The sequence below is a fragment of the Arsukibacterium sp. UBA3155 genome, assembly GCA_002364615.1.
Classification (GTDB): domain Bacteria; phylum Pseudomonadota; class Gammaproteobacteria; order Enterobacterales; family Alteromonadaceae; genus Alishewanella.
The window spans coordinates 44677-59311 of sequence record DEYP01000024.1; the positions used below are offsets into that span (position 1 = coordinate 44677).

Here is a 14635-nt window from a genome sequence, read left to right on the forward strand (position 1 = left end):
TTTACTCCTTCATCGTCACTGGAATGACTTTGCGAACACCCTTGGTGGTGCCGCCAAAAATATTCAGTTTGCTCTCGCCGCCGGCACAGCCATTGCCAAAGCTAAAGCCACAATCGCTCTTCATATCGTAAGCATTTTCAGCATATGCCCGGTGACTGGTAGGGATAACAAAGCGGTCTTCGTAATTTGCCAGCGCCATGTAGCGGTACATTTCCTCTACCTGCACTGCGGTTAAACCAACCTGGGTTAATACTTCCAGATCTTCCACGCCATCTACCTGCTGCGAGCGTTTAAATGCGCGCATTGCGATCATTCGCTCCAGCGCGCGGACTACCGGCGCTTCATCACCAGCGGTAAGCAAATTGGCCAGGTAACGCAGCGGGATCCGCAGCGATTTTAAGTCCGGAATTTCACCATTCATGCCAACATGCCCGGCCTGAACCGCACTTTGAATGGGGGATAGCGGTGGTACATACCAGACCATTGGTAGTGTGCGGTATTCCGGGTGTAACGGCAGGGCGACTTTCCACTGCATCGCCATCATATACACCGGTGAACGCTGCGCCGCTTTAAGCCAGTTATCGGTAATACCTTCAGCTTTGGCAGCTGAAATAACATCGGGGTCGAACGGATCAAGGAAGATATCCAGTTGTGCCTGATATAAATCTTTCTCATTTGGCGTGCTTGCGGCACTGGCAATTTTATCAGCGTCGTACAGCAACACACCTAAATAGCGAATACGCCCCACGCAGGTTTCTGAGCATACGGTGGGCTGTCCGGCTTCAATCCGTGGGAAACAGAAAGTACATTTTTCCGACTTACCACTTTTCCAGTTGTAGTAGATTTTTTTGTAGGGGCAGGCCGATACGCACATGCGCCAGCCGCGGCATTTGTCCTGATCAATCAGTACTATGCCATCCTCTTCGCGCTTATAAATAGCACCGCTTGGGCAGGCGGCGACACACGCCGGATTCAGGCAATGTTCGCACAAACGTGGCAGGTACATCATAAATGTTTTTTCAAACTGGCCGTAAATATCCTTTTGCACGACTTCGTTAAAGTTCTGATCTTTTTTACGTTTAGCAAACTCAGTACCAAGAATTTCTTCCCAGTTTGGACCCCATTCAATTTTCTCCATCCGCTGACCACTGATTAAAGAACGCGGCCTTGCCACCGGTTGGTGTTTGGTATCACCGGCGTTATGCAGGTGCTGGTAATCAAAATCGAAGGGTTCATAGTAATCATCAATTTCGGGTAAGTCGGGGTTAGCGAACAGGTTGGCCAATACCCGCAACTTGCCACCAATTTTAGGAACCAGTTTGCCATTTTTCTCGCGGGTCCAGCCGCCTTTCCATTTTTCCTGATTTTCCCAGTCTTTCGGATAACCAATACCGGGCTTGGTTTCAACATTGTTAAACCAGGCATATTCTGCGCCTTCGCGCGAGGTCCAGACGTTTTTGCAGGTGATGGAGCAAGTGTGGCAACCTATGCACTTGTCTAAATTCAGCACCATGCCTATTTGGGCTCTAACTTTCATATTGCTTACTCCAACCTTATTTAGTATCCAGCCAGTCAACTTTGCTCATTTTACGCACCACCACGAACTCGTCGCGGTTACAGCCGACCGTACCGTAGTAATTAAAGCCATAGGCTTGCTGTGCATAGCCGCCAATCATATGGGTGGGCTTCATAACCGCACGGGTCACCGAGTTATGGATACCGCCGCGACTGCCGGTCATTTCTGAACCCGGTATATTTACAATCCGCTCCTGAGCGTGATACATCATGCTCATGCCCTCGGGTACGCGTTGTGACACCACCGCACGTGCAGAGATTGAACCGTTAACGTTGAATATTTCTATCCAGTCGTTATCTTCAATATCAGCGGCTTTGGCATCAATTTCGCTAAGCCAGACAATAGGGCCGCCGCGTGACAGCGTTAGCATTAACAGGTTGTCAGAGTAGGTACTATGAATGCCCCATTTTTGGTGTGGCGTAATCCAGTTAAGCACTATCTCTTTGTTACCATTAGATTTTTTATTTAACACCGGTTCAACAGTTTTTAGATTAATGGGCGGCTTGTAGCTGCACAATTGTTCACCGAAGTCGCGCATCCATTCGTGATCCTGATAAAACTGCTGGCGGCCGGTAATGGTGCGCCATGGGATCAGCTCGTGCACGTTGGTATAACCTGCGTTGTACGACACATGTTCATCTTCCAGCCCCGACCAGGTAGGAGAGCTGATGATTTTGCGCGGCTGTGCAACGATATCGGCAAAGCGGATTTTCTCGTCTTCTTTAGGTAATGCCAGGTGGGTATGGTCGCGCCCGGTCATTTTACTTAGTGCAGCCCAGGCTTTAACGGCTACCTGGCCGTTCGTTTCCGGCGCTAACGATAAAATCATTTCACAGGCGTCAATGGCACTGTCAATTTTCGCCATGCCTTTGTTAACGCCCTCATCGGTGTGCACCCGGTTTAACTGACGTAAAAAATCTACCTCAACCTTAGTATCCCAACCGATGCCTTTGCCGCCATTGCCAAGTTTTTCTAGCAACGGACCAACCGATGTAAAACGGGCATAGGTATTGGGGTAGTCCCGCTCTACCACATTAATATGTGGCATGGTCATACCCGGAATAGCTTCACATTCCCCTTTCCACCAGGCTTTTACGCCGTAGGGTTGTGCCAACTCGGCCGGGGTATCGTGGTGCATCGGTGTAGTAACCACATCGGTTTCTACCCCCAAATGCCCCACAGATGCTTTTGAAAACGCTTTGGCAATGCCTTTAAATATTTCCCAGTCGCTGCGCGCTTCCCATACCGGGTCTATGGCAGCCGTTAACGGGTGAATAAACGGGTGCATGTCCGAGGTATTCATATCGTCTTTTTCATACCAGGTAGCGGTTGGCAGCACGATATCGGAATACAGGCAGGTCGTGGACATCCGAAAATCCAGCGTTACCCATAAATCAACTTTGCCTTCAGCGCCGTCGTCAGTCCATTCAATGTCCTGTGGTTTTTTACCGCCAAACTCGCCTAAGTCTTTGCCCAGTAAACCATGTTTGGTGCCCAGCAAATGCTTCAGCATATATTCATGGCCTTTGCCGCTGGAGCCCAGTAAGTTCGAGCGCCAGATAAACATGTTGCGCGGGAAATTTTGCGGGCTTTCAGGCTGCTCACAAGCAAATTTAATTTTGCGGTTTTTCAGCTGATCCAGTACATAATCTTTTAGCTCAACTCCCGCCGCTTTAGCTTCTGCTGCCAGCCCCAGTGGGTTTACTCCCAGTTGCGGCGCTGATGGTAACCAACCCATCCGCTCGGCGCGGGCGTTAAAGTCAAGAATACTGCCGCTCCATTTTTCTTTATTGGCCAGCGGCGAAATAATTTCTGTCATGTCCAGTTTTTCATAACGCCACTGACTGGAGTGATTGTAAAAGAATGAGGTACCGTTCATATGACGAGGCGGGCGTTGCCAATCAAGGGCGAAGGCCAATGGCGTCCAGCCGGTTTGTGGTCGCAGTTTTTCCTGACCAACATAATGCGCCCAGCCGCCACCACTTTGGCCGATACAGCCGCACATCATCAGCATATTAATCAGGCCGCGGTAATTCATATCCATGTGGTACCAGTGGTTCAGTGCCGCACCTACGATCACCATCGAACGCCCACGCGTTTTGTCTGCATTACGGGCAAATTCGGTGGCAACGCGGATCACGTCATCGGGCCGAACGCCGGTAATGGCTTCCTGCCAGCCTGGGGTGTAAGGCACATTGTCGGTAAAGGATTTAGCCCGGTTTTCATCACCAATACCGTTATCTACCCCATAGTGCGCCAGCATTAAATCAAATACAGTGGCAACCAATACGCTGCTGCCATCGGCTAACTCAACCCGCTTGGCCGGAATTTTCCGAATTTGCACATCATCATGCGCAGTATGCTGAAAGTACTGATACTCGTGCGGTGCGCCACCAAAGTAAGGAAAGCCAACATCAACCAATTCATCATGGCCATCTTTCAGTGTTAACTGCAGTTCCAGATCGCCGTCTTTGTCTTTTTGTTCCAGGTTCCATTTACCACTTTGCCCCCAGCGATAGCCAATAGCACCATTGGGGCTGGTTAAGCGGCCATCTTTATTCAGGGCAATGGTTTTCCAATCCGGATTATTATCTTCGCCTAAGTTATCGACTAAATCGGCCGCACGTAAAAAACGACCTTGCGTCAGATGTTTTTCACCGGGCTCCAGCATAACCAACATCGGCATATCCGTTGTGCGGCGTACATAGTCAGTAAAGTATGCGCTGGGGTTATTAACATAGAACTCCTGCAAAATCACATGACCAAAGGCCATTGCCAGTGCGGCATCAGTGCCCTGACGTGGTGCCAGCCAGGTATCGCCGAATTTTGATGCTTCAGAATAATCTGAGGTAATTACGCAGGTTTTGGTACCTTTGTAGCGCACTTCAGTTAAAAAGTGAGCATCCGGGGTGCGGGTTTGTGGCACATTCGAGCCCCAGACAATAATGTAATTTGAGTTATACCAGTCGGCTGACTCGGGCACGTCGGTTTGCTCGCCCCATACCTGCGGTGAAGCAGGTGGTAAGTCACAATACCAGTCGTAGAAGCTTAAACAGTTACCACCAATTAATGATAAATACCGGGCACCTGCCGCATACGACACCATTGACATGGCAGGAATAGGCGAGAAGCCGGTTACCCGATCCGGACCATACTTTTTAGTGGTATAAACGTTAGAGGCAGCAATCAGCTCGTTTACTTCATCCCAGGTTACCCGGATAAAACCACCTAAACCGCGACGCTCTTTATAACTTTTTGCCTTTACCGGATCGGTAACAATAGATTCCCAGGCTTTTACCGGATCAGCGTGCTGCGCTTTAGCTTCACGCCACAGCATCATTAGCTGTTGCCGCATTTTTGGGTACTTCAGCCGGTTAGCACTGTAAATATACCAGGAGTAGCTGGCGCCGCGCGGGCAGCCCCGCGGTTCGTGGTTTGGCAAGTCCGGACGGGTGCGCGGGTAATCAGTTTGCTGGGTTTCCCAGGTAACCAGTCCATTTTTAACGTATATTTTCCAGCTGCAAGAACCGGTGCAATTAACCCCATGGGTAGAACGGACAATTTTGTCGTGCTGCCACCGTTCACGATAGCCTTGCTCCCAGCGGCGGTCTTGCTCGGTAGTAATACCATGGCCGTCGGCAAAGGGTTCTTTCCGTGATTTAAAATAGCGTAGTTTGTCGAGAAGGTGACTCATATATGGCTCCTGGTCTTATCCGGCATGAACAGATGTCTTGCTCGTCTGATATGCACACTATAGAAACAACAGGCCGATGATGCTTGATTTGGATCAACGTCGCTATAGGGCTAAATGCATGATAAAAATCAGAAATACCTACAAGGTGGTAGTGCATGGTGTGGCTGGATGGCTGACAATAGTGGCTGTTCTACCACCGCAGGTGTAGAGATAAAAAAAAACACTACCCTGGCGGGAAAAAAGAGGTAGCTCAATTTTGCCCGCTATTTTTAAGGGTGTTTCGGCTGTATTTACCAGTATTGCGGCACAGTAACGAATAAACAGGTATGCTTAACTTGTTAAAAAGCGGAGTGGTTATGCGACAGTTTTCAATGGTTACCCGAATTAATATTGCACTTGCATGCATCGTCACCCTGGCGATTGGCACTATGCTGGCATCGTACTGGTTGTCAGATAAAGCCGACAGTGACGCCCTGGCTGTCAATGTAGCCGGTTCTTTACGAATGCAAAGTTATCGTATGGCCTGGCTGGCAATGCAGCCGGATGAGCAAAAGCTGCAGGAAGCAACAACCCAATTTAATCAAAGCTGGCAACATCCGATATTCGCTCGTTTTACGCAACATGCTGAAATAGCGAGGCAATTTGATGCCGCTAAGCAGCACTGGCAACAACTTGAACCGCAAGTCACCCAGCGCACGCTTACTTTAAGGCAAATGGAGCAAGCATTGGGGCAGCAAATGGTGTTGCTGGAGCAACTGGTGTCTTTAATTCAACAAGATGCTGAAGATAAAATCCGTAGTTTTCGTACATTGCAGTTAATCGCATTGTTGGCAACCGTACTATTGTCTGCCATTGTGATTTACTGGTTAAAAGTGATGGTGCAACAGCCATTGGAGGAGTTAACTAAAGGCGCGCGGCAAGTGGCCATGGGAGATTTTACCCAAAGAGTCAGTGTGGTAAATAACGACGAACTTGGTACGTTGGCGCATAGTTTTAATAAGATGAGCGATTCTATTTCCTATATGTACGGTAACCTGGAAAAGCGGGTGGAAGAGCAAACTGAGGCGCTGCAACACAGTAACACCACTTTGCGATTTTTATATAGCACCGCTCAGAGAATTAGTGAAAATGTGCCAGAATATCTGGATTTTACTCAAATAATTGCTGAATTAAAAATGGTAGTGAAAGTAGACAATCTGGAGCTGTGTTTGTTTACTGAAGAGGGTGTTAAGCCTTATATGCAAGTGTTACCGGGTGACAGTGAGTCAGATCCTTGCGCACAGAAAAATTGCGGTGATTGTTTAAGCTCGCCACAGCCATCAGGCTGCAGCAGTGACATCTACAACTATTTGTTGCACCGAGACCAGAAAAAATATGGAGTGTTAGTCGCGCGTATCGACGAAGGACAAGAACTGGCGCTTTGGCAGCAAAAATTGCTGGCGGCGGTGGCAGACCAACTGGCGTTGGCATTGAGTTTAAAATCTGAGGAAGAGCAGGTTCGGCGCCTGGCATTGATGCAGGAGCGCACGGTGATTGCACGGGAATTACATGATTCATTGGCGCAGGCACTTTCTTACCTGAAAATTCAGGTGACCCGATTAAACAAAGCAACGCAAAAAGACGATAAAGAGACCATTGCTGATGTGTCAGCTGAGTTAAAACAAGGTTTAGATGCGGCTTACCGGCAGCTACGTGAATTATTGACGACCTTCCGTCTTAAAGTTGATGGCAGCGGATTGCACAGTGCGCTGCAAACAACTGCAAAACAGCTTAGTGAGCAGTCGGGTATGCGTATAGAGCTTAATTATCATTTAACCAATGTTCCGTTAGCGCCACATGAAGAAATCCATCTGCTGCAAATAATCCGTGAAGCCAGTCAAAATGCAGTACACCATAGTGCTGGTAGTGAGGTTTTAATTAATTTGCAACAAGAAGAAGACCAATCGATCGTATTGTCAATAGAGGATAATGGCGTTGGTATTCCGCAGTCAGCCGAAAAAATGAATCACTATGGTCTGGCAATTATGCAGGAACGCAGTAAGCACTTAGGCGGTGAGATTGAGATTAAACGCCGTAATGCCGGTGGTACCGGCGTCTATTTCAGTTTTACACCTGGGTATCTGGTGCAACAGAAAAGCGCATAACGAACAGTCTTAAACCTTGCGTGTTAACACGTGTCAGTGGCAGTCTTAATGAGACTAAGCGTGTTGCCTTTGAAAGCAACACGCTCGCGTTGTTTAAGTGGTGTGATATGAGTTTGGTTAAGGATTGTAAAACTCACCATTTTTGCGAAGGTAAAAAAACCAGTTAACTAACAAACACAGACCATAGAAAATAGCAAAACCTACCATGGCGTATTCTGGCGTTGCGGCTTTAATTTGCTCACCCAGCACTTGTGGAATATAAAACGCGCCGTAAGCAGCGACAGCTGATGTCCAGCCTAATACCGGGCCGGCTTGCTCTTTGGGAAACACCACGGCAATGGTCCGAAAAGTAGAGCCGTTACCAATGCCACTGGCGGCAAATAACCCTAAAAATATCAGGAAAAATGGTACGAAATATTGCTCGGGAGTCGCGCTTTGATAAGCAAGCTGCATGTAGTAAGCCGCGCCTAACGCACATAGCACCATTACCACAGAGCAAAGTTGTGTCACAAAAGCACCACCTAATTTATCCGCAATCCAGCCACCGACCGGGCGAATTAATGCGCCAACAAAGGGCGCAATCCAGGCATACGTTAAAGCGCTGGGGCCATTCGGATTAGAAGTATTATGGGTCATTACGCCATCAACCATAATGTGGCTATAGCCAAAAATCACTTTAATCGATAACGGAAAAGCGGCCGCAAAACCGATAAACGAGCCAAAGGTCATGACGTACAGCACACTCATTACCCAGGTATGTTTGTTATTAAAGATTTTGTACTGGCGATCGAGGCTGGTGCGAATGGCACCAGGCAGCAGTTTTAACAGAAACACGGTAGCAAACAAGATGGCAATCAGTACAATTTCTTTCGGAATGCCAAAACCGGAACCATTGGCCGACTCCGGCAAAATTAACCATAAACCGGCAATAGAGGTAATAAAACCAATGCCCAGCATTGCCAGGATAATACTGAAAGACTTTGCAGCAGAAGGCAGCTTGGGGGTGACTTCTTCGGTATGAATATTGTTAGTGCCAAACCAGAGTAAAAAGGCCAGTGGGATTAGCGTAATTAACCAGGCAAAACCTGCGTTTTGGATCCAGCTTTCGGTGCCAGCGGGGATAATGCCGGTAACGGTACCGCTTGCTTTTTCAAGAACCATAGGCTCCCCGCCGCCAAGTAAGGTGAACACGCCGTAAGACATGAAAATAGGCACCAGAATTTGTACCGTGGTTACACCAAAGTTACCCAGACCCGCGTTTAAACCCAATGCTAAGCCTTGCTGTTTTTTCGGGAAAAAGAAGCTGATATTTGACATTGATGACGCAAAATTACCACCGCCAATACCCGAAAGCAGCGCCATTAGCTGAAAGACCCACAGCGGTGTATCGATACTTTGCAGCGCCAGTCCGGTGCCAACGGCAGGGAGCAGAAGCAAACTGGTAGTAAGGAATAAGGTGTAACGCCCGCCACATAAACGAACAAAGAAGCTGGAGGGAATACGCAGCGTTGCACCCGTTAAGCCGGCAATGGCGGTAAGGGTGAACAACTCGGCGGTGCTGAACGGATAACCCACGTTGAGCATTTGTACGGTGACAATACTCCACAACATCCATACCCCAAAGCCACATAACAAACTGGGGATAGAAATCCACAGGTTGCGATTCGCAATTCGCTTACCGGTTTTTTGCCAGAAGAGTTCATCTTCTGGTTGCCACTGTTTAAGATCTGACATAGGTCACTCCTGTTAAAAGCATTCTTAGCGCAATGAACTATGCAGGGCGATGAGCAATGTCACAATGTATCTTCGGTGTTAGCACCTTAAGCCAGGAGGTTAGTTGTAGGTACCTATAAGGTGGTAGGCATAAAAGAGTATATAAATTTATTGCATTAAAATCATAAAGATAAGATTAAATTAATTAACAAGGTAACCGGTTTCACGCCGACGTGGTGCTGGTGAAGAGTTATCATTTTACTGATTTATATCAAAGTTTGTTCCTGCTTGTTATAAGCTAATAGCATTATTAAGCCGAATTTCATTTTGGAGCAAAACATGGCAGAGCAAAAATCCAGCATTATGTTAGTGGATGATCACCCACTATTACGCAAAGGGCTTAAGCAATTGTTAGCGTTAGAAGATGAGCTTGAAGTAGTGGCTGAGGCCAGCAGTGGTGCTGACGCTATTCCGATGGCAGTTGAACTTGACCCGGATTTAATAATTCTGGATTTAAATATGCAGGGTATGGATGGTATTGCCACCTTAAAACGAATGCGCGATGAAGGGGTTACCTCACGCATTGTGATGCTGACCGTTTCTGATGCTGATGAAGATGTGGTAAATGCCATTAGCAATGGAGCAGATGGCTATCTGTTAAAAGACAGCGATCCTGAAATGTTACTGGAACAGATTAAACGCTCACTTACCGGTAAAATGGTGCTCAGTGAAGCGATCACTCAGGTCCTCGCCACTGCATTGCGTCGGCCCGCGGTAAAAACGTCTGCTGAACTGAATAGTCTGACCAATCGTGAACACGAAATTCTAAGTTTTATTGCCAAAGGTTTGAGCAATAAACTTATTGCCCGGGAGCTGAATATCTCTGATGGCACGGTAAAAGTGCATGTTAAACACTTACTTAAGAAACTTGGGTTGCGTTCACGGGTTGAAGCAGCGGTATGGATGGTCAACCAACAGGGAGCCAAAGCCTGATGAGGGAAAGCGGTACAACAAAAAACATGTTATCTGCAGCGCGTGCCATTGAACAAATGTTGTCAGAGGTATCACCGTTATCTGAATCGCTAACGGTGCCGTTGGCTGAAGCACTGGATTGCGTGTTAGCGCAGCCAATATTATCTGAAATCAATGTGCCAGGTTATGATAATGCAGCAATGGACGGCTACGCACTGCGAGCGGCAGACGTAAAACCCAATCAGCCATTAGATGTCATTGGTTCAGCGCTGGCAGGGCATGCTTATCACGACACTGTGCCGGTTGGCAGTTGTGTGCGTATTACCACGGGCGCGGTAATGCCAGCTGAACTGGACACTGTCGTAGTGCAGGAGCAGGTAGCACTAAGCCAGACCGGGCCAAGCCAGCAGATCCATTGTCAGATAGTACCTGAGGCAGGTGAGCATGTTCGCATTGCCGGTGAAGATATCGCTACAGGCCAGCAGGTACTTGCGGCAGGCCATAAATTACGGCCTGCTGATCTTGGCTTACTGGCGTCATTAGGTTATGCCAGCGTTAACGTTTTGCGACAGCTTAAGATCGCAATATTTTCAACTGGTGATGAATTACTACCACCGGGCCAGCCGTTATTATCAGGGCATATATATGACAGTAACCGCTATGTAATGGCGGCGATGCTGCAACGCCTAGGTGCAGAGGTGCTTGACTTGGGGTTGCTACCTGATAATCCGGTTGCCATAGAACACGCGTTTGCAAAGGCAATGACAGAAGCCGATGTACTTATTACCAGTGCCGGTGTGTCGGTAGGAGAGGCCGATTATACCCGGCAAATTCTGCAGAAACTTGGCCAGATTGCGTTCTGGAAGGTGGCGATTAAACCGGGTAAACCGTTTGCTTTTGGTAAGTTAGATAATTGCTGGTTCTTTGGTTTACCCGGTAATCCGGTTGCGGCCGTGGTGACCTTAGAGCAACTGGTACAGCCGGTGCTGCGCAAACTTAGCGGTGAAACCCACGAAGGGACAGCTTCTTTACTGCAGGCGACATGTACTGTGCCTTTGAAAAAACAACCCGGGCGTCAGGATTATCAGCGAGGCTGGTACTGGCAAGACGCGCAAGGTTTACAGGTGAAAACATTAGGCAGCCAAAGTTCGGGTATGCTCAGCTCGATTGCCAACGCCAACTGCTATATCGTGCTGCCAGCTGACAGCGCCAGCCTGCCTGCCGGTGAAGTCGTATCGATACAGCCGTTTTCAGTGCTGTTACGCTGACAGTTAACTCTTTACATACCACCTTTGCGCCAGCTCAAGCTGGCGCAGGCTTGATCTGAATCAACACTGGCTATAACGAATATCTCCAGACTGTCTGCATTGGTGGTTGCCCGGAGCAGGTTATGTTGTTGGTGGATGTATTGCTACATGAGTTTGACGTTTTCGAAATAAAACAACTGTTTGGTATTCCTGGCGATTTTGTGCTGCCGCTGTTTGAACAATTACAGCAGCGCAGCACGCTGCCGCTGTATTATTTAAGCCATGAGCCGTCAGCCGTGTTTGCCGCCGATGCCGCAGCCCGCATCAGCAATAAACCGGCAGTCGTGATCCTGACTTACGGTGCGGGCGCATTAAATGCCGTTAATGCGGTGGCCCAGGCTTATGTTGAACATGTCCCTCTGCTCGTTATTGCCGGCTTTCCCAGTCAGGCTGAGATTGAGCGTGGCCTGCAAATCCATCATCAAGCTAAAACGGTCGATTCACAACGTGATATTTACCGGGAAATTACCGCGTCCCAATTCCGCTTAGATAACCCGGCCCGCGCCGGTGAAGATATTCGGGCCGCACTGCAAACCGCCAAAGAGCAGAGCCGGCCGGTTTTGCTTGAAATACCGCGCGATGCAGTACAGTTTACGACCTCTCTGGCACCTGTTTATCAGGTTGCCGACGTTCCTCAGGCTGAGCTTGATGCTGCGATAACACAACTTACCGCGCGCTTAATGCAAGCTAAACAACCGGTGATCCTGGCTGGGGTGGATGTGCGGCGCTTTGATGCGGTAGCCGAGCTGGAAGCACTGGCCAGTAAGCTGAATATTCCTTTTGTCAGCACCCTGATGGGCCGCGCCAGCTTTGATCAGCAACATTTTCTGTATGGTGGTATTTTCTTAGATAAAACGGATGTTCGTCCGGCAGAGCTGCTTAAGGAAGCCGATCTGATTATTCAGGTTGGTGTGATTAAAACGGACAGTAATTTTGCTGCTCATGCTGAATTATTCCCCCCAGAAAAGCTAATTTGTATTGAGCAGAACCAATTAAACCTCGGCGAAACAACTTATAAACAGCTGGGGTTGCAGCCGCTATTGGCGGCGCTACTAAACCAAGCAATACCACCGTTTAAATCATTGATTTTGCCGGTATTGGCCGCTACCGAACCCGAGCAGCGGTTGACTACCAGCAGTTTGGTGCAGTGTTTGGATAAGATGTTAGCAGAGCGCAATAACACCGTGCCGCTAATTTCAGATATTGGCGATTGTTTATTTGCTTCACTCCATGCCAAACCCAGTTTAATGCTGGCGCCGGCCTTTTATGCGTCTATGGGCTATGCGGTGCCCGCGGCGTTTGGTGTGCAGGCGGTTACTGGCCTGCGGCCGGTAGTGCTGGTAGGTGATGGTGCCTTTTTAATGACCGGGCTGGAGCTTGGGCATTGCGCCCGCTATGGTTTTGCACCTATTGTCATTGTGTTTAATAACCAGCGCTGGGACATGATAGAGGCGTTTTCGCCCGGGCTTAATTGTACCAACTTAAGTAACTGGAAGTATGCTGATCTGGCTCGCACTATGGGAGGAAATGGCATGCAGGTTAGTTCATTGGCTGATTTTAACCAGGCTTTAGCGCTGGCATTGGCCAGTGATATGCGTTTTAGCCTGATTGAGGTAATGCTGGATAGTAGCAGCCGCACAGAGCGCTTAAATAATTTTGCTGCAGGCTTTAAGGCTGCGACAAAAGAGAGACTGACACCATGTTAATACCTGAATTATTGTCACCCGCCGGCAGTTTAAAAGCGATGCGGCTGGCGTTTGCTTACGGCGCCGATGCCGTATATGCCGGCCAGCCACGTTACAGCTTGCGGGTACGCAACAATGAGTTTGATTTAACGGCGCTTGCCACGGGTATTGATGAAGCACATGCCCTTGGTAAAAAATTTTATGTGGTGGTTAATATTGCGCCACATAACAGCAAGCTACAGAGTTTTATTGCGGATATGGCGCCAGTAGTGGCGCTTGGTCCCGATGCACTGATTGTCTCTGATCCTGGTGTTATTTATCTGTTACAACAGCATTTCCCGCATATGGCACTGCATTTGTCGGTGCAGGCTAATACGGTGAACTGGGCGGCAGTGAAATTCTGGCAAACACAGGGGGTCGAGCGGGTTATTTTATCCCGTGAACTGGCGGTGGAGGAAATTGCGGATATTCGGCGCGAAGTACCAGAAATGGAACTGGAGGTATTTGTGCATGGCGCGCTGTGTATGGCCTATTCTGGCCGCTGTTTGTTATCTGGCTATATTAATAAACGCGACCCGAATCAGGGGGCTTGTACCAACAGTTGTCGCTGGCCTTATCAGGTACATGGCGCGACAGAAGATGAAGCTGGGCAGTTTAAACCGATAACTACACCAGCACTGTTAGAAGAGCAAGGCCGCCCCGGTGAGCTGATGGCCATAGATGAAGATGTGCACGGTACTTATATTCTTAATTCAAAAGACTTACGAGCTATTGCACATGTGCCGGCGTTAACCAATATGGGGGTGCATTCGCTTAAAATAGAAGGGCGTACTAAATCACCTTATTATGTGGCGCGTACCGCTCAGGTGTACCGCCAGGCTATTGATGATGCCGTGGCCGGCAGAGCGTTTGATCCAAAGTTACTCACTGAGCTTAACGGCATGGCCAACCGCGGTTTTACCGAAGGCTTTTTGCGCCGGCATAAACCACAGGATACACAAAACTACGATACCAGCCACAGTGTTGGTGAGCAGCTGTTAGTCGGTGAGTTTATAGGCGAGCAGGACAGTGAGGGTTTTGCGTTGTTGGAGGTTAAAAACCAGTTTAGTGTTGGTGATAGCCTGTTGTTAATGACGCCAGAGGGAAACCAAAGCTTTACCCTGCAGGCGCTGCGCGACAAGCAGGACAACGCTATTTTATTAGCGCCTGGTGCCTGTTATCAGCTTAAAGTAAAGTTACCAAAGCAAACTGACCTGACCTTTGCCATGTTGTTAAAGCAGCTGCCAGTTGCGGCCACAGCCAACAGTGATTTAGCCGTAAATACGGTAGGTTGAGCATGCCTGCCGTTATTAAAGTCAGCTGTATTAACTGCGATATGTGTGTGCCCGAGTGCCCAAACGACGCTATTAGCATGGGCGAGAAGCATTACGAAGTAGACCCGGAACTGTGTACAGAATGCATTGGTTACTACGACAAGCCCACCTGCATAGCGGTGTGTCCGATAGATTGTATTAAGCTCTGCTGATACTCATTTTATTAAACAG

At 48.4% G+C, this 14635-nt stretch carries 8 protein-coding genes and 1 pseudogene; 6 read left to right on the plus strand and 3 right to left on the minus strand.

Annotation, left to right across the window (positions count from 1 at the left end; translation table 11 throughout):
- Position 1: 1 nt before the first annotated feature.
- Together narH and B2X65_RS11780 are read right to left on the minus strand one after the other, a co-directional pair.
- Positions 2–1537 (minus strand): nitrate reductase subunit beta, encoded by a 1536-nt coding sequence (gene narH / locus B2X65_RS11775; protein WP_290612732.1) that lies wholly within the window; start codon positions 1535–1537, stop codon positions 2–4.
- 16 nt (positions 1538–1553) lie between these two features.
- The gene (locus B2X65_RS11780; protein WP_290612733.1) at positions 1554–5270 is read right to left on the minus strand and encodes a nitrate reductase subunit alpha; all 3717 of its coding nucleotides are present in this window, start codon (positions 5268–5270) and stop codon (positions 1554–1556) included.
- Positions 5271–5626: 356 nt separating this feature from the next.
- Between B2X65_RS11780 and B2X65_RS11785 the strand changes: the two genes are divergently transcribed.
- On the plus strand, positions 5627–7414 hold the full coding sequence (locus B2X65_RS11785; protein WP_290612734.1) for an ATP-binding protein: 1788 nt from the start codon (positions 5627–5629) through the stop codon (positions 7412–7414).
- Between the two features lie 117 nt (positions 7415–7531).
- On the opposite strand, the gene B2X65_RS11790 is transcribed toward B2X65_RS11785, so the two are convergent.
- Complete coding sequence (locus tag B2X65_RS11790) at positions 7532–9148, minus strand: MFS transporter (protein WP_290612735.1); 1617 nt, start codon at positions 9146–9148, stop codon at positions 7532–7534.
- 318 nt (positions 9149–9466) lie between these two features.
- On the opposite strand from B2X65_RS11790, the gene narL reads away from it, so the two are divergent.
- From narL to B2X65_RS11815, 5 genes and pseudogenes are all read left to right on the plus strand, one after another.
- Positions 9467–10120 (plus strand): two-component system response regulator NarL, encoded by a 654-nt coding sequence (narL, locus tag B2X65_RS11795; protein WP_290612736.1) that lies wholly within the window; start codon positions 9467–9469, stop codon positions 10118–10120.
- The gene (gene glp, locus B2X65_RS11800) at positions 10120–11367 is read left to right on the plus strand and encodes a gephyrin-like molybdotransferase Glp (protein ID WP_290612737.1); all 1248 of its coding nucleotides are present in this window, start codon (positions 10120–10122) and stop codon (positions 11365–11367) included. Before narL ends, glp begins: the two co-directional genes overlap by 1 nt.
- A gap of 122 nt (positions 11368–11489) precedes the next feature.
- Positions 11490–13112, plus strand: coding sequence for a thiamine pyrophosphate-binding protein (locus tag B2X65_RS11805; protein ID WP_290612738.1), 1623 nt, complete (start codon positions 11490–11492; stop codon positions 13110–13112).
- Entirely contained in the window at positions 13106–14425 is a 1320-nt protein-coding gene (yegQ, locus tag B2X65_RS11810; protein ID WP_290612739.1) for a tRNA 5-hydroxyuridine modification protein YegQ, read from the plus strand. The genes B2X65_RS11805 and yegQ overlap by 7 nt, the downstream gene beginning before the upstream one ends.
- A 2-nt stretch (positions 14426–14427) precedes the next feature.
- Positions 14428–14610, plus strand: a pseudogene (locus B2X65_RS11815) (YfhL family 4Fe-4S dicluster ferredoxin); the annotation flags it as partial.
- Positions 14611–14635 lie beyond the last annotated feature (25 nt).